The sequence below is a fragment of the Roseovarius sp. MBR-154 genome (assembly GCF_053628595.1).
Genome location: NZ_JBRJGR010000009.1, coordinates 77,666 through 98,863 on the forward strand (window position 1 = coordinate 77,666; position 21,198 = coordinate 98,863).

The window sequence follows — 21,198 nt, forward strand, 5'->3', positions numbered from 1 at the left end:
TGACGGTTGAACGCACACCTTCAAGACTCTGCATCGCATCGAAGGTCAGCTCTTTGCGAGCCCTACTGAACTTGAAGGCGGGATCGCAGTTGTCTCTTTGTAAGTCTCGACCGCGAAGAGGGTCGTATAGCGCACCACCTCAAGGTCGCTGTCGAACAGCCGGTCGCACAGTGCCTGATATTCCTCCATGTCGGTGAAGTGCCCGATCAGCACGGCATCGAGGTCACCTGTTACGCCATAGGCTTCGGTGATCGCCGCTTCCTTTGAAATTCGCGCCGCGAAGCCGGTTCGCCGGTCCTTGGTGTGATCGCGCGTCGTAACCGTGATGATGGCGCGGATGCCACGCCCGAGCTTGGAGGGATCGGCCAGATAGACGCAGCCGGTCAAAACACCACTCCGAAGGAGATCGGCCACGCGGCGTAGGCAGGTAGAGGGAGTCGAGCCGACGGCCTCCGCCAACTTCGCCTTGGTGAGTGTGCCGTCCGTTTGAAGGGCGGTGATAATGCGAAGGTCCAAATCATCCATCGTCTGTTTCCCGTGGTCCAATTCGCCGAATATTCGGTTAATTTGACCACCTTTGCCATCAGTTTCGCCGTATCAGGGCTGAAAAAGGAGCTGGTGACTATGAACTCTGCACATTTCGGCCTGATCTGGGCCTTCTCTTTCGTCATCCTCGAAGCTGCACAGGCTGGCTTTTTCGGGGGCGTCTTCCAGGACTACGATTCCTTCCTGATCGGCGCGGCGGTGTTTGGTGTAACGGCGGCAGGGACGCTGATCTGGGCGGGTGTCCGCACGCCAGGCCAATTGGTCACGGCCCGGGCGAACCCTGCCAGCCTGCTCGGGCTGAACCTTTCGACGGTTTTCGTCTGGGTCGCCTATTTCTTCGCGCTGCAAATGATCGAACCGGCGATCGTCTTTACGATCTTCTCTGGCCTGATCCCGGTTTCCATACTCGTCGCAGCGGCATTCGGTGTGCCAGAAGCCGCGCGGTTGCGGAGCCGCACCGAAGGCTTGGGCCTCGGCGTGGTCGTGATCGGCATGGGCTTTCTCGCGGCGATCACCCTGCTTGGGCAATCCGGCTTCGTGCGTGGCGGCTGGACGGTCGCTTTGGCCGGGTTGCTTCTAACCTGCGTGTCAGCGGTCAGCCTTGCGGCCATGATGATCTACAGCCAGCGGCTCGACCGTCTTGGCGTCGCGTCGGTCGCGCAATACGGGCTTCGCTTTCCGCTTTATGTAGTGGTTGCTCTGGTGTCTGCATGGCTCGGTCTCGATGAAAAAGGCCCGGTCGATCCGGGCGGGCTGTTTGTTGTCGTGCTGATCGGCTTTGCGATCATGGCCTTTCCTGTCTTTGCTATGCAAAAGGCGATCTCGCTGATGTCCACCCTGACACTGGCTGCGATCACTGCGCTTGGGCCGCTGTTTGTCTTTCTGTTCCAGATCGTTGAAGGTCGCGTGGACTACGCTCCTGCGACACTGACAGGTCTCATGATCTACTTCGCGGGCGCGGTTTTCGCGGCCTATGGAGGGGCCAGGCGCTCTAATGGAAAGGCAGCGCGAACATGACGGACATTGGACCAGTCTATCGCACGGGTTTTGCGGTCATCGCCGTCATCATCGCGGTTCTGGCGCTGTCACTTGGCGATGCGATCATAAAAGCGACATCTTTGGAGCTGCCGCTCTGGCAGATGTATGTCCTGCGGTCGGCTCTGGTCTTGCCGGTCCTGTGGTTGTTGGCCCGGCGGAGCGGCCCGCGCGCAGTCGGTTCGTTGGTCTGGGTGGTGGTGCGGAGTGCGCTGCTGGTCGCGATGTGGCTCTGCTACTATTCCGCCCTGCCACTCATGCCGCTCTCGCTGGCGGCGGCGTCCTACTACACCTCGCCCATCCTGATTACCGTTCTCACAACCCTTTTGGCCCGGCGGCAGCCTCCGTTGCGTGTCTTATTGGCGGTCTGTCTGGGCTTTGCGGGTGTGGTGCTGATTTTGCGCCCGGACACCTCCGGGTTTCAAATCTCCGGCCTTCTGCCGGTGCTGGCCGCGTTTCTCTATGCCTGTGCAATGGTACTGACCTCGCTCAAGTGCCGTGACGACGATCCGTTCGCGCTGGCGCTGGCGCTCAACATCGCGTTCATCGTCGCCGGAGCCGGTCTGGGCCTTTTCGCCGGGCAGGAGGGCTCTTTTATCTTCGGGCCGTGGCAAAGCCTGGATTTCGCGCTTATCGGGACCGTCGCGGCACTCTCGGCAGTGACCCTCATCGGCAGTGTGGGTGCCGCCATCGCCTACCAGAACGGCCCGCCCGCGACGGTGGCTGCGTTCGATTACAGCTATCTCGTGTTCAGCCTGTTCTGGGGTAGCTTGTTCTTTGCGGAACTGCCGGACGCCCTGTCGCTGGCCGGTATCGTCGTCATCGTTCTGGCCGGGTTCCTGTCGCTTCCGGGTGCGGAAAGGCGGGCCACATGACGCAGTATCCAAAGCTCGCCGCTCTTGCGGTCTTGTTGAGAGACGATCAGGTGCTTCTCGTCAAACGGCGTAACGAGCCGGATGCCGGTCTCTGGGGCTTTCCCGGGGGGCATGTAGAACTCGGTGAAACCGCGATGGAGGCGGCGGCGCGTGAGCTATACGAAGAGACGGGCGTGGCCAGCCATCCCGTTCGCTACCTGACGAATGTGGACGTAGTTGACCGGGACAGAGATGGGTCAATCCGCTTTCATTTTCTGCTGGCGGCGGTTCTTTGTGACTACTGCTCGGGCAATCTTATAGCGCAGGACGATGTGAGCGATGCGCGGTGGTGGGACGTTGCCGATGTACTCGACGGAAAACTGGACTGTAGCCCGCACGTCGATCTGGTTGTGAAAATGGCTACGTTCTGACGCGGTCATTGGCGCCGCAGCAGCGAACGTCCACAAAGTCCACATCTAACCTGTTAATCCTTTGTGAGCGACCGGAATTTCGTAAGCGTCCGGTCAGGCCGCCTTATTCGACCAGTGCCAAGGCAGGAGATCATCTACGCGGGTGATCTTGTAGTCGGGGATGCAGGCCAGCGTATCGGCGAGCCATCTCTGCGGGTCCACACCATTCAGCTTGGCGGTCTCGATCAGGGTGTAGGCGATGGCGGCGGCGCGGCCGCCGGTCTGCGATCCGACGAACAGGTAGTTCTTGCGTCCGATGGCCAGTTCCCATTCATTCTGCCCATGTCGGGCAGGTTTATCGGGTTCATTATCGATGGCATGCCTATTTTGGCGCGGACGTGAAGGTTTTCAGGACCCTCAATCGCGGTGATGGCCAACATGTCGGTCTCGAGCGCGATCCAGGTATTGCGATCCTTGCACCCGCCTGGATTCTGGATGCTTCAGTATGTCAGAGTTTCGAGCTTGGCGAACCCGTAGTGTCCACGGAGGCGCTTTTCGAACTTCATTCGGTTCTCCAGCACCTCGGTTTCCGGCGAGGGTTCAAGGGTGACGACTCACCCATGGAGGCCCCGAATGACGCATCACAGATCCCCGACACCAACCCAATTGCCACTGCCGTTGGCACCGGCACCATTGCTGACGGAACCAGAATACCGAGCGATCGTGACTGCGCTGGCGCAAGTGCTCCTGACCGCGGCAAAATCCGTTCCGGGAGGGTGCTGCGATGAATGACATGGCCCTCACCTTTCCGCCCGAGCTGCTCAAGCGTCAGGCGTTGATCTATGTGCGTCAGTCGACGCAGAGTCAGGTCATGACGAACCTCGAGAGCCAGCGCCGACAATACGATCTTGTGGAGATGGCCCGCGGGTATGGCTTTGCCGGGATCGATGTCATCGACGACGATCTTGGCGTATCAGCCAGCGGCTGCCAGGCCCGGCCCGGTTTCGAACGGCTTGTCGCCATGCTGTGTTCGGGGTCGATCGGCGCGGTATTCTGCCTGGAAGTGTCGCGCCTGGCCCGCAATGGGCGGGACTGGCACCACATGCTGGAGCTTTGCGGCCTGGTAGATGCGCGTGTCGTGGACCATGACGGCGTCTACGACCCGCGCCATCCAAATGACCGGCTGCTTCTTGGCATGAAGGGCAGCATCAGCGAGTTCGAACTCGGCGTTCTACGCACGCGGATGGTTGAAGCCGCAAGAGCAAAAGCGCGCCGAGGCGAACTGCGGTATACGCCGCCGATCGGCTACCTGTGGGATCGCGACGCCGGGGTAATGTTCGATCCCGATCTCCGCATCCAGGAGGTCATCCGGCAGATCTTCTGCCGGTTCCGCGAGCTTGGAAGCGCTCGGCAGGTTCTTCTATCCATGTCGAGCGAAGGTATTCATTTTCCCAGACCCTCAGATGGCATTCGGCTGACAAGTTTCGAATGGCAACCCATTCGCTACCGTAACGTGATCAGCGTGTTGAAGAACATGTTTTATGCCGGGGTCTACGCCTATGGTAAAACCGGGCGGCAAGCAAAAATCCGGGACGGTCGCGCGCATGTCACCTACAAGAACCGCAAGTCCCCCGAAGACTGGGATGTGGTCATAAGAGACCACCATGTCGGTTACATCGATTGGGAGGAATATGAACGCAATCAGGCGCAGCTGGCCAAGAACGCTTTCGGACGTGCTGGCGGGGTCAAGTCTGGTCGCGGCGGTGGTGCGCTCCTTGCCGGTCTCCTCTGTTGTGCGAGATGCGGACGGCGGTTGCATGTGGTCTATACAGGCCGCACTCCACGCCCCGTCTACCGCTGCGACAATCCAAACCTCCTACTCGGGCAGAAACGCTGCATCACCTTCGGTGGGTTCCGGCCCGACAAGCTCATTGCAGATGCCGTTCTTGAGGCTGTGGCGCCATTTGCCATCGATGCCGCCATCGAGGCACGTGCCATGTTGAAACAAGCTACCGAAGACAGGCGGTTGGTGCTCGAGATGGAGTTGCAGCAAGCCCGGTACGATGCATCCTTGGCGGAACGACGCTATGCCGCCTGTGACCCGGATAACCGCCTTATCGCATCAGAGCTGGAGAAACGATGGGAAGAAGCCTTGGGGCGCGTTCGCAGTTTCGAGCAGCGTCTCGATACGGATATCGCAGCGGCACCAGAGGTAGATGTCACGCGCCTTGAAGGGCTGGCGCAGGACCTTGAGACCGCCTGGACAGCTCCGGCGACATCCATGCGCGACAAGCAACGATTGATCAGGACACTGATCGAAGACATTGTAGCGGACATCGACGACGATACAGGGGAAATCGTTTTGGTCGTCCATTGGAAAGGCGGCCGGCATACCGAATTGCGCGTCAAGAAGCCGAAGACCGGAGAACACAATGCTCGAACCAGTGCCGAGGCTTTGGGGATTATCCGCGAGATGGCGGGACGCTGGTCCGATGAGGCGATCGCGGCCTGTCTCAACCGCATGGGCATGCCGACCGGTCAGGGCAAGACCTGGAATGCGAAACGCGTTTCATCCATCCGGCGTGTGAATGACATTCACGGATACATGTCTGCAGATAAGGACAGCCCGTGGCGCACTATGACCGAGGCTGCGAAAGAGCTCGGTGTTACCAATCACGTCATCCGCAAGCTGATAAAGGACGGTATTCTGCCTGCAAATCAGGTGGTCGATGGCGCACCATACCAAATACGGACAACTGACCTGCATTCGGATAACGTTAAAACCGCTCTCGAACGAAAAGGACGCCCGTGTCGCGCTGAGTTCGACGACCAGCTTTCAATGTTTTCAAACACTTACGAAGGGGGTGCATAATGAGCAACCAACGGCCACTGACCGCATGGCGCGCTCGGCCGTGTTGTTGTCCAGTTCGAGGAAGCCGTGGTCCAGATAGGGCCGCAGCCGCTTCATGCGCGTCAGTCCATATCGGATCGCCATGGCCAGCGGCGACTTGCCTGAGATCGTTGGCAGTTGGTCGTGCAGCCAGCTCTCCAACCCGTCGAAGATCGGCGCAGATCTTGCTTGGCGGATCTCGACACGCCGGTCCGGCGGCAATCCCCGCGCCTCCTTCTCGACGGCATAGAGCTGCGCGATGCGCCGAATGGCCTCGTCGGCGATGGCCGATCCCTGGGCCCTGTGGACGTCGACGAACTTGCGCCGGACATGGGCCATGCAGGCGACCTCGTGGATGTCGCCTGACCGGTAAATGTTCTCGAACCCGGCGTAGCCGTCGGCGTGCATCCAGCCTTGATAGCCTGCCAGATGATCCTTCGGATGCTCTCCCTTCCGGTCGGGCGAGAAGCAATACCAGCTGTCGGGTGGATCATCGCCATTCCAGGGCCGCTCGTCCCGACCATAGGCCCAGAGACGCGCTGTCGCCGTCTTGCCAGTGCCGGGCGCCAGCATCTTGACCGGGGTGTCATCCGCGAAGATCGCCTGTCCGCCCAGCACATGCCGCCCGATGGCATCGGCGAGCGGTTCCAGCAGTGCGGTGGACTTGCCGACCCAATCGGCCAGTGTCGAACGGTCGAGGTTGAGCCCCTCGCGCTCGAAGATCTGGCTCTGGCGATAGAGCGGCAGATGGTCGGCATATTTGGAGACCAGGACATGGGCCAGCAGGCCAGGGCCGGGGCGACCGCGCTCGATCGGTCGCGATGGCAAAGCAGCCTGGGTGAAGGCTTCGCAACCGGAACAGGCCATGCGGGGACGGACGATCCGGTTTACGATGAACCGGCCTGGCACATACTCCAGCTCTTCGGTCACATCCTCGCCCAGGCGTCGCAGCGTGCCACCGCAATGGGCACAGTCCTCGTCGCCGGTGGTCAGCTCGATCTCCTGGCGCGGGATGTGATCCGGGAGGGGACGGCGCTTCGGCTTGTCCTTCTCGTCTTCGTCCGGAAGCCGCAGCTTCGCGGTCATCTTGGCGACGGAGATCTCACTGGTTTCCAAAGCCAGTTGAAGCTGTTGGGTCGTCTCCGACGAGGTGCCAAAGCGATGGCTGCGGTGACCGGCCAGCTGGTGACGCAGCTTCTCTATCAGCATCGCCTGCGACTTCACCTCGGCAAGCAGAAGCGTCGTGAACCGTCGTAGTTCCTCGGGATCTTCGGGCAGGGATTTGGCCACGTCCAGCATGGCCAATCATAGCAAAACAAGGTTGAGACAGGAATCCCAAACGTGCGGTCGCGCTCGGTTTATCCCGCCTTCAGCGGCGCCCAGCTGCGCTGCGGCAGACGCCAGCCGATCCCCTCCAGCAGCATCGCCAGCTGCGCCGGCGTCAGCGCGATCTTGCCCTCCTTCGCCGACGGCCACACGAACCGGCCCTTCTCCAGACGCTTGCTGAACAGGCATGCACCCTGGCCATCCCACCAGATGATCTTGATCAGATCACCGCGCCGACCGCGGAAGACGAACATGTGCCCGGCGAACGGGTCCTGCTTCAGCACCGTCTCCGCCTGGGCCGCGAGCGTGGTGAACCCGCGCCGCATGTCCGTCACGCCTGCCGCCAGCCAGACCTTCGTGTTCGTCGGTACCGGGATCATCCGGACAGGCCCCGGATCAGCCGGGCAAGCGCCTCGGGATCGTAGGTCCCGCTGATCCGCAGCCGGTGGCCACCCGCGGTATCGATCTCGATCGCGCCTGCCGCGGACACCGGACCTGCGGCGGCTTCGCTATTCTCGTGCATGGGTCGCTCGACGATCTCGACGGGAAGAAAAAAGGCCGCATCCGGCTCCGCCGGGACCTCCGGCGCATAGCGCGGGTCGCGCAGCCACTTGAAGATCAGGTTGGCGTTCATCGCGTAGCGCTGTGCTACACGCGCAACCGACACACCCGGCGCCGTCGTCTGCAAACAGATCGAACGCTTCTCCTCGTCCGTCCAAAGCCGCTTCGTCCGACGCGCCATAACGCCACCATAGTGTCCACTATCTCGTGGTGGACACTATCAATCACCCTCTATGTGCGGCAGAGCAGTGACGCCGGACGCTTACGGAATTTCGAGAGCCGTCACCTAGGCAATTAACGGCTGGCTTCTCAATATCACCCCGGCCCGCAAGTGCCGCAAGAAACCGATGACGTTGGCTTGGATCGCTCGCGCCTGCGGCGCTTGCACCGGATGTGTGGCACGCCTAACCGGTCAGTAGTTCACCTGCTCAAACCCATAGTTGCCCGCGTAGTCGCGCCAGTCCACGAACACCGAGCGATTAGTGATGTTCGGACAATCCGATCCCCAGCCTTCAAGCCCGATATGAGCGTCGGGTAGAGCCGCCGGTGCAGATAATGCCCATGAAAATTCGCCCTGCGTGCTGTATGTGCCGAGGTAGACCAGTGCATGGCGTCGGCACTGATCGTTCTCTCCGGCTAGTCTCTGTGACGCGAAACGGACGTCAAAAACTCGGATAGAGCGCACGAAATTGAACTCCGGGCCGCTTATGTCGACGTCTGCACGCTCTTGGACAAGGTGCAGGGCAAAATCCACTGGGACGAGCTCGTCTGAGGTTTCGTCAAAGCGCCAAACGGCCGCTCCTGTCATTGCTTCAGGTGTATGATGGCTCGCGGGAAAGGACTGGCGCGGCCGACTATCATCTTTTGGGGACAAGGCATCGAAGATCCGGTCAGTTCTGCGCGGCCGAGGTTCGATCTCGTAAGTCGCACCCATCGGGCAGCGCCAGATCTGCAGTGGCGGCTCGACCGGCCAGGGCGTGATCCGGCGGATGAACTCCGCGCGCGCTCGAGAACAAGGGACAGATGCTGGCCAACCCCCGGACAGACAGAGGAGTATTGCGCAATCGATGGGATAGCTCTGCGCTCGGCTGCTTTTGGGAAGAAAAATATGCGCAAAAGCCAAGGCGGTCACAAAGAGAAGGACATGTTTCTTGGCCGGGAAATACATGGTAAACAAACCTCCGCAAGACACATTCAATATACATACGAAAATATATTATTGCAAGACTTAGTGTAATCAATATGGATTTAATACTTAACATAAATCTAATTATGCGCCAAAAACTTGTACGCTGGGCACATTCTAAACTGGGTTGCGACAAATCCCCTATCTTGCTGAAAAGCAAGGAGAACGGACATGGCCCATACAGAGCTGGATTTGCGTGAGCGACGCGCAATCGAAGACATGCTGAATGCGAAAGTGCCGGTGAGCACGATCGCGGCCGAGACTTCTGTCTGCGCAACAAGCGCTATGTCAGCAAGGATCTGACCCTGAAGTACGATCACAAGCGCATACGTCTGGAAGTCAACGACGTAACGCGCGGTCTGGTTGGCAAATACGCCGACACCTACGAGTTTCCCGACGGGCGCATTCAGATTCGGCACAACGGCGTTGCCCTGCCCTGCTCCATCTTTGATCCACACCAACAACGCGTCACGCACGCCGCGATCACCGAGAACAGGCACCTGAGCGCAGTCCTTTCCCACATCGCTGCCGATTACAGCAGCCGTCGCGCAGCCCATCCGATCAACTCGAAACCACGCGCGCGCCAGCCGCGCGAACGCCAGGTCCGAAGCGTGATTTCACGGGCATCTGAAATATCTCGCAGATACTGCGCCTGCAACTGCCCGGCCAAAACGCGGTCATGCGCAAAGAGGACCAGCTCCTGATTGATGAACAGGCTTCGGTAATCGAGGTTTGCCGATCCGACGATCGACCAGCCATTATCGACGACGGAAGTCTTGGCATGCAGTTGACGTGGCAAGTACTCGTAGACCCTCACGCCCGCCGAGAGAAGCTGCGCATATGCCGCCCGCGTCGCCCAGCCGGCGACCAGGGGATCGCTTCTGCGTGGCACCAGCAGACGGACGTCCACGCCGCGACGCGCGACATCCTGAAGCGCCCGGTCGACCACGGTGCCCGGGCTGAAATAGGGCGACGTCAAATAGACACAGGATTGTGCCATCCCGATCAGTCCCGCATGCAGACAGGCGAGCCTTTTCTGGCACTTGCGCGAATAGCTAGGCACCAGCAGTCCTTCGATGCCGTCGGCCTCTTCGGGAATTGCGTTTGCCGGAAGCGGGCGGGCCTCCCGCCAGAGTCGAATGAAATGACTTGCGGCAAGCGTCGCCAACGGCCCCTGGACACGCACATGGGTATCGCGCTGGCGGCTTGCACCATGAAGCCGACGCGAGTTTAACCGGCGAATGTTGAAACCGCCCAGGAAGGCATCCCGGCCATCCACGACGAGAAGCTTGCGGTGATTGCGTTGGAAATATCGCAGCGGGTGTCGGAGATCGAAGGGGCGGAACCAGCGAAACCGCACACCGCTTCGTTCCAATTCCCGCCGAAACTTGTCGAAATCCCGCTGGCCAGCACCGAAAGCGTCGAGATGCAACCGAACGTCAACCCCGCTTCGCGCCTTGGCTGCAAGGGCGGAGACAAAACGCGCGCCGACTTCGTCGGTGGCAAAGATGTAGGATTCCATCCAGATTGCTTCGGTCGCGCCCTCGATCTCCGTGATCATCGCATCGAACAGGGCATCCCCCTCGACAAAGAGCTGGAAAGCGCCCGACCCTTCGCCCAGATTTGGCACACACATCGCTGCCCGCGCCTGTGGCATCGTCAGGGAGTTTTCGCGAGGTGCGCGCGGGGTGCTCATGATCGCGGCCTACCGCCCCACTGGTTCGGTCGCAACATCGATGTCACGATGTCGGAGCCATGCTTGCAGCGCGAAAAGGCAAGACTGCACATCCGTCAGGTGTTCGCTGTTTCATGGGCGCCGTGCTGGCACCCGACACAATCGCAGTTCTCATGGCTGCAACTGCGGTCCTCCAAAGGGTTGCGGTAGTGAAAACGGGCGAGCGGCAGCAGCAGTCGCTTGGGCAATGAAAGCCGATATGCCTCGCCCAAGGCAATGCCAGTGTCGGTCGATCCCAGCTTTCCGATCAGGTAGTCGATCCCGCGGGCGCCCGTCCGGTTGAACAGGTACCGATTGACGACACCACCGCGCAGGCCGGGTTGCAGCGCCTCACGCCAGGCTTTCCTGTAGTCGACGCCGCTGATCAGGCTTTGGGCCGCCAGGGGCTCGGATCGCATCGCATAGCGCAGCCCGAATCCCGCCAGCGCGTCCTGGAAACCCGCGTGTTCGCCGATCACCGCGTTTCCACCCTGCATCGCGTGCGCGGCAATCGGACTTTCCCGAAACCGCCGAAGCCTCGCGGCGTTTTCATCTCCAGGCCCGCGTGACGCTTGAAGTATTCCACGGTTGCCGCGAGATATTTCGCTTGATCGCGAAAACCTGAAAACATGCAGCTGGCCACCGTGCCGCGCCCCCGGTGCACGAGCAGATAGGCGTAGCCCTTCGGGGCAAGCTCGGTCCCGAAGGCCAGCCACGCACCATCGGCCATAGAGGTGTCAAGGACGTAGCCCACGGCGATGATATCGGCCCGCCGTGGTCCGCCTGCCAGGACCATGTTGGTCGTGGTCTTTTTCACGCGATCGTTGAATCGCACCTCGGCCCCGGCCGCGCGGGCCTGATCCAGCAAGAACCGGTAAAGCGTTCCCGGTGCGTTGCCCCGGCGCAAAAGATAGTACAGGGGCTTCGATCCATGCACTCTGTGGGCCTTTGCATGGCTGTCGAAGACGAAGCCTTCGGTTGCACCGCGATGATCGAAATCGGCGACAACACCGGCATCAGCCAGTTCGTCCAGAACGTTCTGCGCGTCGCTCCAGTTTTCAAGGCCTTGAAAGTCGTCGTGGAACCGATGGCCGACATCTTCGTGCCACTCTCGCACCACGACCCGACGATTGGCCTTGGCTAAAACGATTGCACAGACCAGACCTGCGGGACCAGCCCCGACGATTTCAATCGTATTGTCTTCAGGGTCGGCGGAACCTGGCGTTAGCGCCATCATACGAACCCTCCTCGATACGATCGACGTCCTGACAGGCCGGGTTTATCTCCGCAACGTGAGTCAGATCCCGTAAGCCCAGGCCGGCAGGCGGCCCATATGGACCTCAACCGTCCTGACACCGGGCACGTTTTCGACGGCAACCCGGATCGCATTCTCCTCGAAATCGCTGTCGGCGACACCCCAGACGGCGACATTCCCCTTGTGCACGGTGTAGTTGATGAGGTTGACCGCTGCACCAGGCACTTCTTTCAGAGCCTCTTCAATCTTTGCACGCAGCACGCGGTCGTCCTCCAACGGCTCCGGCAGCGCCCCATCCTGAAGCGCCGACAAGGCGTGGAGCAGGTTCGCCCGGCTTACGATGCCGACTACTTTGTCGGAACTCACCACCGGCACGCGCTTGATCCGGTGCTTTTCCAGAAGACGCGCGATCTCTGCGACATTGGTGTCTTCTTCTACCGAAACCACATCCCTTGTCATCACGTCTTCGACGCGGTGGCTTTTGAGCTTCACGAAATCCCTGGCAGCATCGCCCGATCCGCCCAGCACCTCGAGCCACCATGACCGGCGTGGTCCATCTGTTTCGCGGACGCGCCGCATGAGGTCGCCTTCGCTGACAAGACCCTTCAGATCGCCCTCTGCGTCAACGACGGGCAGCGCGCTGATATTGTGGTCGAGCATCAAGCGTACCGCGCCCTCGATTTGTCCCTCCAGTGGGACCGAGATCACCGATATCGTCATGATATCCCTGGCTTGCATGTCATAGTCTCCTTCTTGAGTTTTGGCCGGTTCAGCACTTCAGGTGCCGATAACGAGTTGCAGGTCGTCGCCCAGATTATAGGGCGGGATGTCAAGGTTGCGTGGTGCCGGCCCTTTCCGGATCCGGCCTGAGGTATCGTAGTGCGATCCGTGGCACGGGCAGAACCAACCGCCGAACTCGCCCACCGCCGACCCATCCTGCCCTAGTGGAATGCACCCGAGATGGGTGCAGACACCGATGACGATCAGCCACTCGCCATCCTCGCCCGCCGCGCGGTTTTCATCCAGTGCTTGCTCTTCGCCACTTGCGTTCGGATTCTCGCCCGCTTCGTCAACAGGATCGGGAAGCTGGTTAAGATCGACGGCCCGTGCAGCCTCGATTGCGGCTGGTGACCTGCGCCAGACGAAGACCGGGCGCCCCTGCCACTTCACAGTAATACGTTGGCCCGGTTCGACGCCGGAAAGATCGACCCTGACCGTGCCGGACGCGGTCACGTCGGCCGAGGGGTTCATCGAATTGATCAAAGGCCAGACCGCCGCGCCTGCGGCAACCGCGCCGGTTGAGGCCGTTGCATAATACAGGAAATCGCGGCGCTCAGTTGCGGGCGATTGTCCGGGGTTGTCACTGGTTTTGATCATCGTGAATTCTCCGATTTAGAGTTCATCTCGGCTGCGGCGACAGGGCTTTCGACGTGAACACCCGCATCGACATGCAGCACCTCGCCCGTAATGCCCCCGGTATAGTCGCTGGCGAACAATAAGGCGGCGCGGCCCACCTCATCGGCCGTGACGTTGCGCCGCAAGGGGGCAACTCGCGCGGTCGCGTCCAGAAGACCCGCAAAGCCGGTCAACCCGGACGCCGCTCGGGTCATCACGGGTCCCGCCGAAATGGCGTTGACGCGGATGTTCGATGGCCCGAGTTCGTGGGCCAGATAGCGCACCGTGGCCTCAAGCGCCGCCTTGACCGGCCCCATCACGTTGTAGCTCTCCACGACGCGCTCGCCGCCGAGATAGCTCAGCGTGATCAGGCTGCCGCCGCCCTTCATCAGGGGTTCTGCCAGATGCGCCATGCGGATCAGCGAATGGACGGACACCTGCATCGCATGGGTAAACCCTGCGGCCGAACAGTCTGTCAGGCGGCCATGAAGGTCAGCGGGCGGCACGCTGCCCACGGCATGCAAGATGAAGTCCAGCTTTCCCCAGCGCTTGGTGATGGCTTCGAAAACAGCGTCGAGTTCGTGTAGCGCATTCACGTTGCAGGGTAGCAGGATCGGGGCCTCCAGCCGTTCGGCCAATGGCGCGACAAAGGGTTTGGTGCGCTCATCGACATAGGTGACGGCAAGCTCAGCACCCGCTTGACGGAAATGCAGGGCGGCGGGCCAGGCCAGGCTGCGATCATTGGCGATGCCGACAACCAGACCCTTCCGGCCGGACAGATCAAGCAGTTCCGCAGGATCGCAGCATGCGTCGAATTCAGGCATCCTCCGACACTGCCTCGGTATCGGCGGAAGCTTCGGACTTCTTGTCGTGCGCACCATGACGCTTGGCCGACTTGCCATGTTCGTGTCCGCCATGTCCGTGCCCAAAAAGGTGCATTGCGGCCATTCCGCCGAAAACGAGAACCAAAACCCAGTTTTCAAAAAGCCATTCCATATTCGTTCACTCCAGTTTTGATGAGTCGGACGGTTTTTCTGCCTGTGTGGTTGCTGCGGCGAACGGGAAATTGCCGAACATCGCGCCAAAGACATAGGTGATCCAGGCATCGCGTCCCTTGCGCCATGCGCCTATACCCTCGCCGGTGCGCGCCGACAGCGCACGCTCGGCCACGATCGCGGGGTGGTCGTCCGGCAATGGTGAGCGCGTCTCGCGCAGCGTTTCGGCGGTGGACTTGATCAGGGCCATCCACGGGTTCACCTGTTCGGAGAACATCGTTCTGGTCCAGCGCATGGGGTGCAGCGCACGGAGCGCCTCAGCGCTGGCCGGGGTCGTCGCGGCGCGGATCCAAGGACTGACGAAAGTCGAATAGACCGCCTCGTTGATCCGCGATATCTGCGCCACTTGTTTCAAGGCCGCATCGTCCGATGCAATGCCCAGATCATCGACCTCGCGCGGCTCGAATCGCACCTCAAAATCGCCGGTCTCGCAGTCCGGGTCACCCGACGGGTTGTCGATCACCATCTCGTAGAGACCCGGGGAAAGGGCCTCGACATCGTCCAGGCTTTCCAGAATCGCACGATGCTGGAGCCGCGCGACAGAACCGGAGACGAAGATGCCCAGATGCCCGACACGCGGATGCGTCATATAGACGATGCGCTGCCCGGCTGCCTTGAGCGCATCGGTATCGGGATAAAGCTTGCCAATCCACCCCATTGCCTGTTCGGGCGGCGTGATGTTGTCACCGTCCGAGGCGAAGATGATCAGCGGATTGCTGATGCGCTTAAGATCGACGGTGCAATGCGCATCCAGCTGCATCTCGCCCTGTTCCAGCCGGTTGCCGATGAACAGGTTCTGCGTGATGCCGAGGATTTCCTCGCGGCTGAGCGTGTAGTATCCATTCCACCAGCGTTCGAACTCAAGGAACCGCTCGCGTTCGGTGTCGGCATGGGCAAAGAGGTTCGCGTATTTGTCCCAGATCGCCTTTTCGGGTTGCAAGGTCTCAAAATTCTGTGCCAGCCAGGCACCGTCGAACCGCCCGTCCCCCAGATCGGAGATCATATGGGCGGCCCATGCCCCGCCCGACAGTGCGCCCATCATCCGCATCGGGCTGCTTGCCGCCTCGCCCGACCAGTAGCTGAGCGGCGAGCCGTTCAGTACAATCGGACCGGTCAGACCGTCGCAATCCGCCGCCAGCAGCGTGGCCGCCCAACCGGCCTGGCAATTGGCGTAGAGCACGGGGGCTGTGTCCGGGTGACGGCGAGCGACCTCGGAGACGAAGTCGCGCAAGGCATAATGCACATCCGCCAGGGTCTGACCCGGCACCGGCTCGGGAAAGAAGATCACGAAATAGACCGGGTGGCCCTCGTGCATCGCCATGCCGACCTCGCTGTCGCGCTTGAACCCGCCGATGCCCGGCCCGTGCCCGGCGCGCGGGTCGATCACGATCACCGGCGGCTTGGCCGCATCGACGCAATCGTCCCAGCAATCCTCTCCGACCCGCGTGATCCTGAGCAGTGCGTAGTTGGCGGGCCGCTCGAAATTGCGGGCGTCAAGCAAAAGCTCGTAGTCGAAATCCAGCAGCGGCGGCATGCCCTGCCGCTCATGCGCGATCATGTTGTCGGCGCGTTCGCGCAGCGCATCGAGGAACAGGATCCAGCGTTCAAAGGCGTCTTGGGCATAGGGCGTCCGCGCGCCCGTGCTCGCATCGTCAGCGACAGGTGCAGGAGCGTGTTCAGGCGGCTCCACCGCAAGGCGCAGGCTCTTGTTCATGTTCGGTTTCCTCTTGACTGGGGGTCTGTGCCGGAGGGTCGTCCAGCGAGCATCACAAGCACGAGATCCTCCGCAACATCCTCGCGCAGACCGGTCAGGAGATAGGACGCATCGCCGGGCTCGATGCCCAATGCGCACGCCGCGAGTGACGGAGGCTGGTTCATCATTTCGACCCGGTTGAACAACGCCCGCGCCATCGGGGCGTCGGCATGCCCGAAGGTCTCGGCACAGGCACAGGTCATCCGCGAGAACAAGATGCGAAGATCATCGTCGTCGGATGATGAGTGACGGGTTTCCCCTGATTTACGATCCATCGTCTTGCGTGGCATGGCTAGGCGACTCCTGTGGTTGAGCCTTCGGGCTTGGTCACAGAAGAAGACGCCGGAAGATGGAAATCGTTACAGACCCGTCGGCAGGGCGATCAGTGTGCCTGTCCCATGTCTTCGCAATCGGTTTCGTGTTCGACGCTCGCGCAGCCTTCGGGCGGACAGGAGCAATCCTCGCGGTCCTCCCGACAGCATGAGCCGCAATGCGCCGTCAGCGCCTCGCGCAAAGCGCTGCGCGCCCTGTGAAGCCGGACACCGAGGGCATTGCGCGTCAATCCGAGATCGGCCGCCACGGTCTCTCGATCCTCCTCGCCGAAATCTATGCGCCGGATCAGTTCGGACTCCGCCGGGCGCAGTTCGTAAATCAGCCCCTCATGGCAGGTGCATAGCCGCGCCATCTGACTGGGCGCATCGGCGATCCAGTCTTCGGGTTCGCGCGCCGCCGCTGCCGCCAGACGGCTGCGCCGGGTTCCCTTGCGGTAGTGGTCGTTCAGGGTGGAGCGCAGGATCGTGTAGAGCCACGCATCCATCCGGTCGACATCGCGGAGCTGATCCTTGCGGGTCAGCACCCGGATGCAGAACTCTTGCAACACATCCTCGGCATCCGCGCGGTTGCCGAGCCGTTTGACCAGGAACCCCATGAACGCGCCGCGCCCGTCCAACAGCGCGCGTTCCGGCGAAGTGTCGGGCACCTCCCGCTTGCGACTGTCTTGCGATGCCATGATGTCCCTGCCCTTTCCGCGTATCTTGCGCTGTCATGCAACGATGGTCTGACTGTTGCATCTTGCAGTTTCAATGCGGGCGGGCATTGACATGGATCAAATGCGTTGCTGCCCGTTGCGCGGGTGTGAAAGACATCGGGTTTCTGTCCGTCTGCAGCAAGGTGGCTTTCGGCGGTGACGGGATGGCCAGGATGTCGCACTGCAACCTGCCGGCGTCAGGTTTCCCTTCGGCGCGGTACGACTACCCTTGTGGTCTGCCCTTGAGATTGACGAACACGATCCCCAGAATGACCAGCGCAATACCGGAAAACTGAATGCCGGACAGACGTTCCCCGAAGAACAGCGCGCCAATCGTAAGACCGAAGATCGGGACCAGAAAGCTGAACACGATTGCCCGGTTCAACTCGACCTCCTCCAAGACCGAGAACCAGACCCAATACACCAGCGCCGAGCCGAAAAGGGCCAGCCCCAGCAAGGATAGCGTGAAGACCGCGTTCCATTGAACCGCGGTTGGATCTTCCATTGCGAAGGCCGCGATGGCCAATGGCACGCTGCCGATGAGCAGTTGCACCCCCATTCCGAAAAGCCCGTCCACCTTGTCCGCGATGGACTTGATCGCCACGTTGCTGATGGTCACGCCGACCGCCGCCAGAACGATATAGGCAAAGCCGATGGCCGAGCCGTCCTGCCCCCTGTCCAGCAGTTGCGGCAGGGCGATCACGAGGACACCCGCGAAGCCGACCGACAGGCCGATCCAGCCGATCATCGGCAGGCGCTCGCCAAGCCACGCGACGCCAAGCATCGCTGCAAGCAGGGGCTGCGTGTTGGCGATGACGGTGGCGATGCCGGGAGACACAAACTCGGCCGCATGAAACATGCCCAGAAACCCCAGGCTGGTCGCCCCAAGGCCGACGACAGCCAGTGTCACCCAGATGCGCCCGCCGCGCGGAAATGGCCGACGCAAGATCACGGCCAACCCCACCAGAGCCGCGCCTGCCAAAACCGCCCGCATCGTCGCAAAGGTCAGATGCGGCGCGTATTGCAGCCCCGCGGTGATCAGCGGAAAGCACGCCGCCCACAGGAACATGGCCAGAAAGATCTTGGATATGACGGTCGGCGACATCGAATTTCCTTATCTAGATCAGAAGCGGCAGGAATTGCAGAAAATGTCCGATGTGCCAACTCAGGGGCGAAGTAAAAAGACGTTGCGCCCGCCTAGATCTTACACTGGGAAGGCCAGAGGGCGCTGGCCGAGCCTCCGATTCTTCGAGCTCCGGCGATGCAATGACAGAACCGCAAGCAATCGGAGCAAGCGAAACACCCTGACGCTGTAACGTTTCCGGTGCTTCGGCGTTGTACTCCACAGAGGTGCGATATGAATGAGGACCGAAAACACCGATCTTCCACAGAAGATCGGCCCGACACACCCGCCAAGGCCGCAGACGCCGCCGAAGAAGTCCTGCAAGTGTTCATGCTCCGGGCCATCGGCCGCTCCGGGCAGCTTCGCGATGTGCGCGCCGTGCGTGGCTGGCTCAGCCAGATCCTCGCGTCGTCAATCGCTGACTATTGGCCCGCAGGGATAATCCAGGTCAGCGGCGCGACAAAGATGATCAGGCCGAACAGGATGGAATACGCGGTGGGAAACCGCGCCGCCATGCCCTTCCCGTCCGGTGTCTTGGTCGATGATGTGTCAGACATCTCAAGTCCCCCTTCTTCAATGTGATTTCTGCGAGTGTGCGGCGTGAAGCGGCACCTGGCCTGCCTGCGCATCGCCCTGACCGCCGCCGCTGGCGGACCCACTCTTGCCCGCACCAATACCTTCCAGCCGCGTTCGTTTCAGCAGCAGCGCGTTGACCGCCACCAGCGCGGAGCTGCCCGACATGGCAAGTGCTGCCACGGCGGGGCTGATGATCAACGGATAAAACACCCCTGCCGCCATCGGAAAGGCGACCACGTTGTAGGCCACGGCCCAGAACAGGTTCTGGTGCATCTTGCGCAAGGTGGCGCGCGACAGCTCGATGGCCCCCACGACATCGTAGGGATCGCTTTTCATCAGCACGACATCGGCGCTTTCCATCGCCACATCCGTACCCGCACCGATGGCAAATCCGACATCGGCCTGGGTCAGCGCGGGTGCGTCGTTGACGCCGTCGCCGACCATGCCGACCTTCTTGCCCTGGGCCTGAAGCTCTTTCACCTTCTCGGCCTTCTGGCCCGGCAGCACGTCGGCCAGCACCATGTCGATGCCCAGCTCGCCCGCGATGCGGCGCGCCGTGCCTTCGTTGTCGCCGGTCAGCATCGCCACCTCGACGCCGCGTTCGCGCAGCTTGGCCACGGCGGCCATCGCACTTGGACGCGGCGCATCAGCAATGGCGATCAGGCCCAGCATCCGTCCGCCCTGCGCCACATGCACAACCGTGCGGCCCTCGCCCTTCAGGCGCTCGGCCTCCGCCGTCAGGGTGCCGACGTCGATACCCTCCTCGTCCATCAGGCGCCGATTGCCTACCAGCACGGTCTTGCCTGCGACTTCGGCGCGCGCGCCGCGGCCTTCGAGGTTGAGAAACTCGGCCATCTGCGGGACGTCGAGGTCCGCAGCGCGTTCTACAATGGCGAGCGCCAGCGGGTGGTCCGAGCCGCGATCGACGGCCGCCGCAGCCCGCAGCGCGTCATCTTCGGTGCTGTCCTCAGCAGCCACGACTTCGACCACGCGCGGTTCGCCCATCGTCAACGTGCCGGTCTTGTCGAAGACGATCACGTCAAGCTTGGTCGCGTCTTCCAGCGCACCGGCATTCTTGAATAGGATACCGTGCTGCGCCCCCAGCCCGGTGCCGACCATCACCGCCATCGGCGTCGCAAGCCCCAGCGCGTCAGGACAGGCGATTACGAAAACGGTGATCGTCAGTGTCAGCGCGAAGAGAAGCGGCGAGCCGATCCACCAGAACCAGACCGCGAAGGTTGCAAGTCCGATCACGACGGCGATCAGCACCAGCCATTGTGAGGCTTTGTCGGCCAGAAGCTGGGCGGGTGCCTTGGAGTTCTGCGCCTCCTGCACCAGCTTGACGATCTGCGCCAGCGCGGTGTCGGCCCCGACCTTGGTGGCGCGGTAACGGAAACTGCCGCTCTTGTTGATGGTGGCGCCGATCACGGTGTCGCCAACGGCCTTGTTGACCGGCATGGACTCGCCTGTCAGCATGGATTCGTCGACCAGTGATGCGCCTTCGACAACCTCGCCATCCACAGGGATCTTGTTGCCGGGCCGGATCAGCACGATCTCGCCCTCAAGTACTTCGGAGGTAGGCACCTCGACGTCTTGCCCGTCGCGGATAACGGTCGCCATTGGCGGCGCAAGATCGAGAAGCGCCCGGATCGCCGCCGAGGCCCCTGCCCGCGCGCGCATCTCCAGCCAGTGACCCAACAGGATGAACACCAGCAGCACCGCCACCGCCTCGTAGAATTGCACGCCCGGAAAGAAGAAGGTAGACCCGACGCTGAACACATAACCGGTGCCAACCGACAGCACGACCAGGACCGCCATGTTGAGGATGCCGTTGCGCAAGGCGCGCCAGGCGGCGACGAAGAACGGCCAGCTTGGCCAGATAATCGCGGCACTACCCAGGAAGAACAGCCACAGATCCAGTTCCAGCCCGAAGGGCGGCGCGGGTGGCGTGAACAGGCCACCCATTGGCGAATAAGTGAAGATCGGGATGGTGAACAGCAGCGCCACCCAGAAGCGGTTGCGCATGTCGCGGACCATGCTGGCCATGTCCATGCCACCGCCGTGGCCCATCTCGTGCGCCATCGCGTCGTGGCCAGCCGGGGCCTCTGCGCCAGACATTTGATGGTCGGCATGGCAGACATGGTTCGGAACCCGCTCCCCGGCGCAGTGGAATCCGCAGGCCTCAACCGTGTTGCGCAGCTCTTCCTCGCCCACTGCCGTCTCGTCGTATTGGACTGTCACGCTTGCCGATGCCGGGTTCGCTTCGGCTCTGTGCACTCCGTCGAGAGCTGACAAATGGCGTTCGACCGCGAGATGATCGAGTTCCTCGAACAGCCCGCGGACCTCAAGGGTCAATGATTTCATGCTTGGCTCCAGTCCATATAAATCGCGATCAGGAATTACCGATTGGGTGTTTGTGTGATAGACGCGGTTCGGCTTCAGACATTACATCGGCACATCGGCGGAATTGTCCGGGCCACGTCCGCTGGGCG

23 protein-coding genes and 1 pseudogene are annotated in these 21,198 nt (G+C 61.4%); 4 read left to right on the forward strand and 20 right to left on the reverse strand.

Annotated elements, in window-relative coordinates; all coding sequences use genetic code 11:
- Positions 1 to 45: 45 nt before the first annotated feature.
- Positions 46 to 525 (reverse strand): Lrp/AsnC family transcriptional regulator, encoded by a 480-nt coding sequence (locus tag ACSSV4_RS12835; RefSeq protein ID WP_454275562.1) that lies wholly within the window; start codon positions 523 to 525, stop codon positions 46 to 48.
- Positions 526 to 537: 12 nt separating this feature from the next.
- Between ACSSV4_RS12835 and ACSSV4_RS12840 the strand changes: the two genes are divergently transcribed.
- The 3 genes from ACSSV4_RS12840 to ACSSV4_RS12850 are packed head-to-tail and all read left to right on the forward strand — an operon-like array spanning position 538 to position 2,866.
- Positions 538 to 1,563, forward strand: coding sequence for a hypothetical protein (locus ACSSV4_RS12840; protein WP_454275563.1), 1,026 nt, complete (start codon positions 538 to 540; stop codon positions 1,561 to 1,563).
- On the forward strand, positions 1,560 to 2,456 hold the full coding sequence (locus ACSSV4_RS12845; protein ID WP_454275564.1) for a DMT family transporter: 897 nt from the start codon (positions 1,560 to 1,562) through the stop codon (positions 2,454 to 2,456). The genes ACSSV4_RS12840 and ACSSV4_RS12845 overlap by 4 nt, the downstream gene beginning before the upstream one ends.
- Entirely contained in the window at positions 2,453 to 2,866 is a 414-nt protein-coding gene (locus tag ACSSV4_RS12850; protein ID WP_454275565.1) for an NUDIX hydrolase, read from the forward strand. Before ACSSV4_RS12845 ends, ACSSV4_RS12850 begins: the two co-directional genes overlap by 4 nt.
- A 93-nt stretch (positions 2,867 to 2,959) precedes the next feature.
- Here the strand turns inward: ACSSV4_RS12850 and ACSSV4_RS12855 are convergent.
- Positions 2,960 to 3,169 (reverse strand): annotated as a pseudogene (locus tag ACSSV4_RS12855) (transposase domain-containing protein); the annotation flags it as partial.
- A gap of 460 nt (positions 3,170 to 3,629) precedes the next feature.
- On the opposite strand from ACSSV4_RS12855, the gene ACSSV4_RS12860 reads away from it, so the two are divergent.
- Positions 3,630 to 5,717 (forward strand): recombinase family protein, encoded by a 2,088-nt coding sequence (locus ACSSV4_RS12860; protein ID WP_454275566.1) that lies wholly within the window; start codon positions 3,630 to 3,632, stop codon positions 5,715 to 5,717.
- On the opposite strand, the gene tnpC is transcribed toward ACSSV4_RS12860, so the two are convergent.
- From tnpC to ACSSV4_RS12950, 18 genes are all read right to left on the reverse strand, one after another.
- Positions 5,691 to 7,034, reverse strand: a complete 1,344-nt coding sequence (gene tnpC / locus ACSSV4_RS12865) for an IS66 family transposase (RefSeq protein ID WP_454275567.1) — start codon at positions 7,032 to 7,034, stop codon at positions 5,691 to 5,693. The genes ACSSV4_RS12860 and tnpC overlap by 27 nt on opposite strands.
- A 59-nt stretch (positions 7,035 to 7,093) precedes the next feature.
- Positions 7,094 to 7,441, reverse strand: a complete 348-nt coding sequence (gene tnpB, locus ACSSV4_RS12870; RefSeq protein WP_454275568.1) for an IS66 family insertion sequence element accessory protein TnpB — start codon at positions 7,439 to 7,441, stop codon at positions 7,094 to 7,096.
- The gene (tnpA, locus tag ACSSV4_RS12875; protein WP_454275569.1) at positions 7,438 to 7,803 is read right to left on the reverse strand and encodes an IS66-like element accessory protein TnpA; all 366 of its coding nucleotides are present in this window, start codon (positions 7,801 to 7,803) and stop codon (positions 7,438 to 7,440) included. The genes tnpB and tnpA overlap by 4 nt, the downstream gene beginning before the upstream one ends.
- Positions 7,804 to 8,034: 231 nt before the next feature.
- Positions 8,035 to 8,790, reverse strand: a complete 756-nt coding sequence (locus ACSSV4_RS12880; RefSeq protein ID WP_254699983.1) for a hypothetical protein — start codon at positions 8,788 to 8,790, stop codon at positions 8,035 to 8,037.
- A gap of 98 nt (positions 8,791 to 8,888) precedes the next feature.
- Positions 8,889 to 9,365 carry a hypothetical protein gene (locus tag ACSSV4_RS12885; RefSeq protein ID WP_454275582.1) on the reverse strand — a complete coding sequence of 159 codons (477 nt, stop codon included), beginning with the start codon at positions 9,363 to 9,365 and terminating at the stop codon, positions 8,889 to 8,891.
- Positions 9,341 to 10,504 (reverse strand): phospholipase D-like domain-containing protein, encoded by a 1,164-nt coding sequence (locus ACSSV4_RS12890; RefSeq protein ID WP_151976467.1) that lies wholly within the window; start codon positions 10,502 to 10,504, stop codon positions 9,341 to 9,343. The genes ACSSV4_RS12885 and ACSSV4_RS12890 overlap by 25 nt, the downstream gene beginning before the upstream one ends.
- A gap of 95 nt (positions 10,505 to 10,599) precedes the next feature.
- Positions 10,600 to 11,019, reverse strand: coding sequence for a hypothetical protein (locus ACSSV4_RS12895; RefSeq protein ID WP_454275570.1), 420 nt, complete (start codon positions 11,017 to 11,019; stop codon positions 10,600 to 10,602).
- A complete protein-coding gene (locus ACSSV4_RS12900) occupies positions 10,998 to 11,759 on the reverse strand; it encodes an NAD(P)/FAD-dependent oxidoreductase (protein ID WP_151976471.1) in 762 nt (253 codons plus the stop codon). The genes ACSSV4_RS12895 and ACSSV4_RS12900 overlap by 22 nt, the downstream gene beginning before the upstream one ends.
- A gap of 60 nt (positions 11,760 to 11,819) precedes the next feature.
- The gene (locus tag ACSSV4_RS12905) at positions 11,820 to 12,497 is read right to left on the reverse strand and encodes a CBS domain-containing protein (RefSeq protein WP_454275571.1); all 678 of its coding nucleotides are present in this window, start codon (positions 12,495 to 12,497) and stop codon (positions 11,820 to 11,822) included.
- A 57-nt stretch (positions 12,498 to 12,554) separates the two neighbouring features.
- On the reverse strand, positions 12,555 to 13,154 hold the full coding sequence (gene petA, locus ACSSV4_RS12910; protein WP_151976475.1) for a ubiquinol-cytochrome c reductase iron-sulfur subunit: 600 nt from the start codon (positions 13,152 to 13,154) through the stop codon (positions 12,555 to 12,557).
- A complete protein-coding gene (gene fabI, locus ACSSV4_RS12915) occupies positions 13,151 to 13,996 on the reverse strand; it encodes an enoyl-ACP reductase FabI (RefSeq protein ID WP_454275572.1) in 846 nt (281 codons plus the stop codon). Before fabI ends, petA begins: the two co-directional genes overlap by 4 nt.
- Positions 13,989 to 14,168: a hypothetical protein gene (locus ACSSV4_RS12920; protein ID WP_454275573.1), complete on the reverse strand. Its 180-nt coding sequence runs from the start codon at positions 14,166 to 14,168 to the stop codon at positions 13,989 to 13,991. Before ACSSV4_RS12920 ends, fabI begins: the two co-directional genes overlap by 8 nt.
- Positions 14,169 to 14,174: 6 nt before the next feature.
- Entirely contained in the window at positions 14,175 to 15,941 is a 1,767-nt protein-coding gene (locus tag ACSSV4_RS12925) for a DUF3141 domain-containing protein (RefSeq protein ID WP_454275574.1), read from the reverse strand.
- Positions 15,938 to 16,270 (reverse strand): hypothetical protein, encoded by a 333-nt coding sequence (locus tag ACSSV4_RS12930; RefSeq protein WP_254699984.1) that lies wholly within the window; start codon positions 16,268 to 16,270, stop codon positions 15,938 to 15,940. Before ACSSV4_RS12930 ends, ACSSV4_RS12925 begins: the two co-directional genes overlap by 4 nt.
- A gap of 92 nt (positions 16,271 to 16,362) precedes the next feature.
- A complete protein-coding gene (locus ACSSV4_RS12935; RefSeq protein ID WP_151976483.1) occupies positions 16,363 to 16,989 on the reverse strand; it encodes an RNA polymerase sigma factor in 627 nt (208 codons plus the stop codon).
- A gap of 241 nt (positions 16,990 to 17,230) precedes the next feature.
- Positions 17,231 to 18,112, reverse strand: a complete 882-nt coding sequence (locus ACSSV4_RS12940; protein ID WP_151976485.1) for a DMT family transporter — start codon at positions 18,110 to 18,112, stop codon at positions 17,231 to 17,233.
- A 440-nt stretch (positions 18,113 to 18,552) separates the two neighbouring features.
- Positions 18,553 to 18,687: a hypothetical protein gene (locus ACSSV4_RS12945; protein WP_257898314.1), complete on the reverse strand. Its 135-nt coding sequence runs from the start codon at positions 18,685 to 18,687 to the stop codon at positions 18,553 to 18,555.
- A 16-nt stretch (positions 18,688 to 18,703) separates the two neighbouring features.
- Complete coding sequence (locus tag ACSSV4_RS12950) at positions 18,704 to 21,070, reverse strand: heavy metal translocating P-type ATPase (RefSeq protein ID WP_151976489.1); 2,367 nt, start codon at positions 21,068 to 21,070, stop codon at positions 18,704 to 18,706.
- Between the last annotated feature and the right edge of the window lie 128 nt (positions 21,071 to 21,198).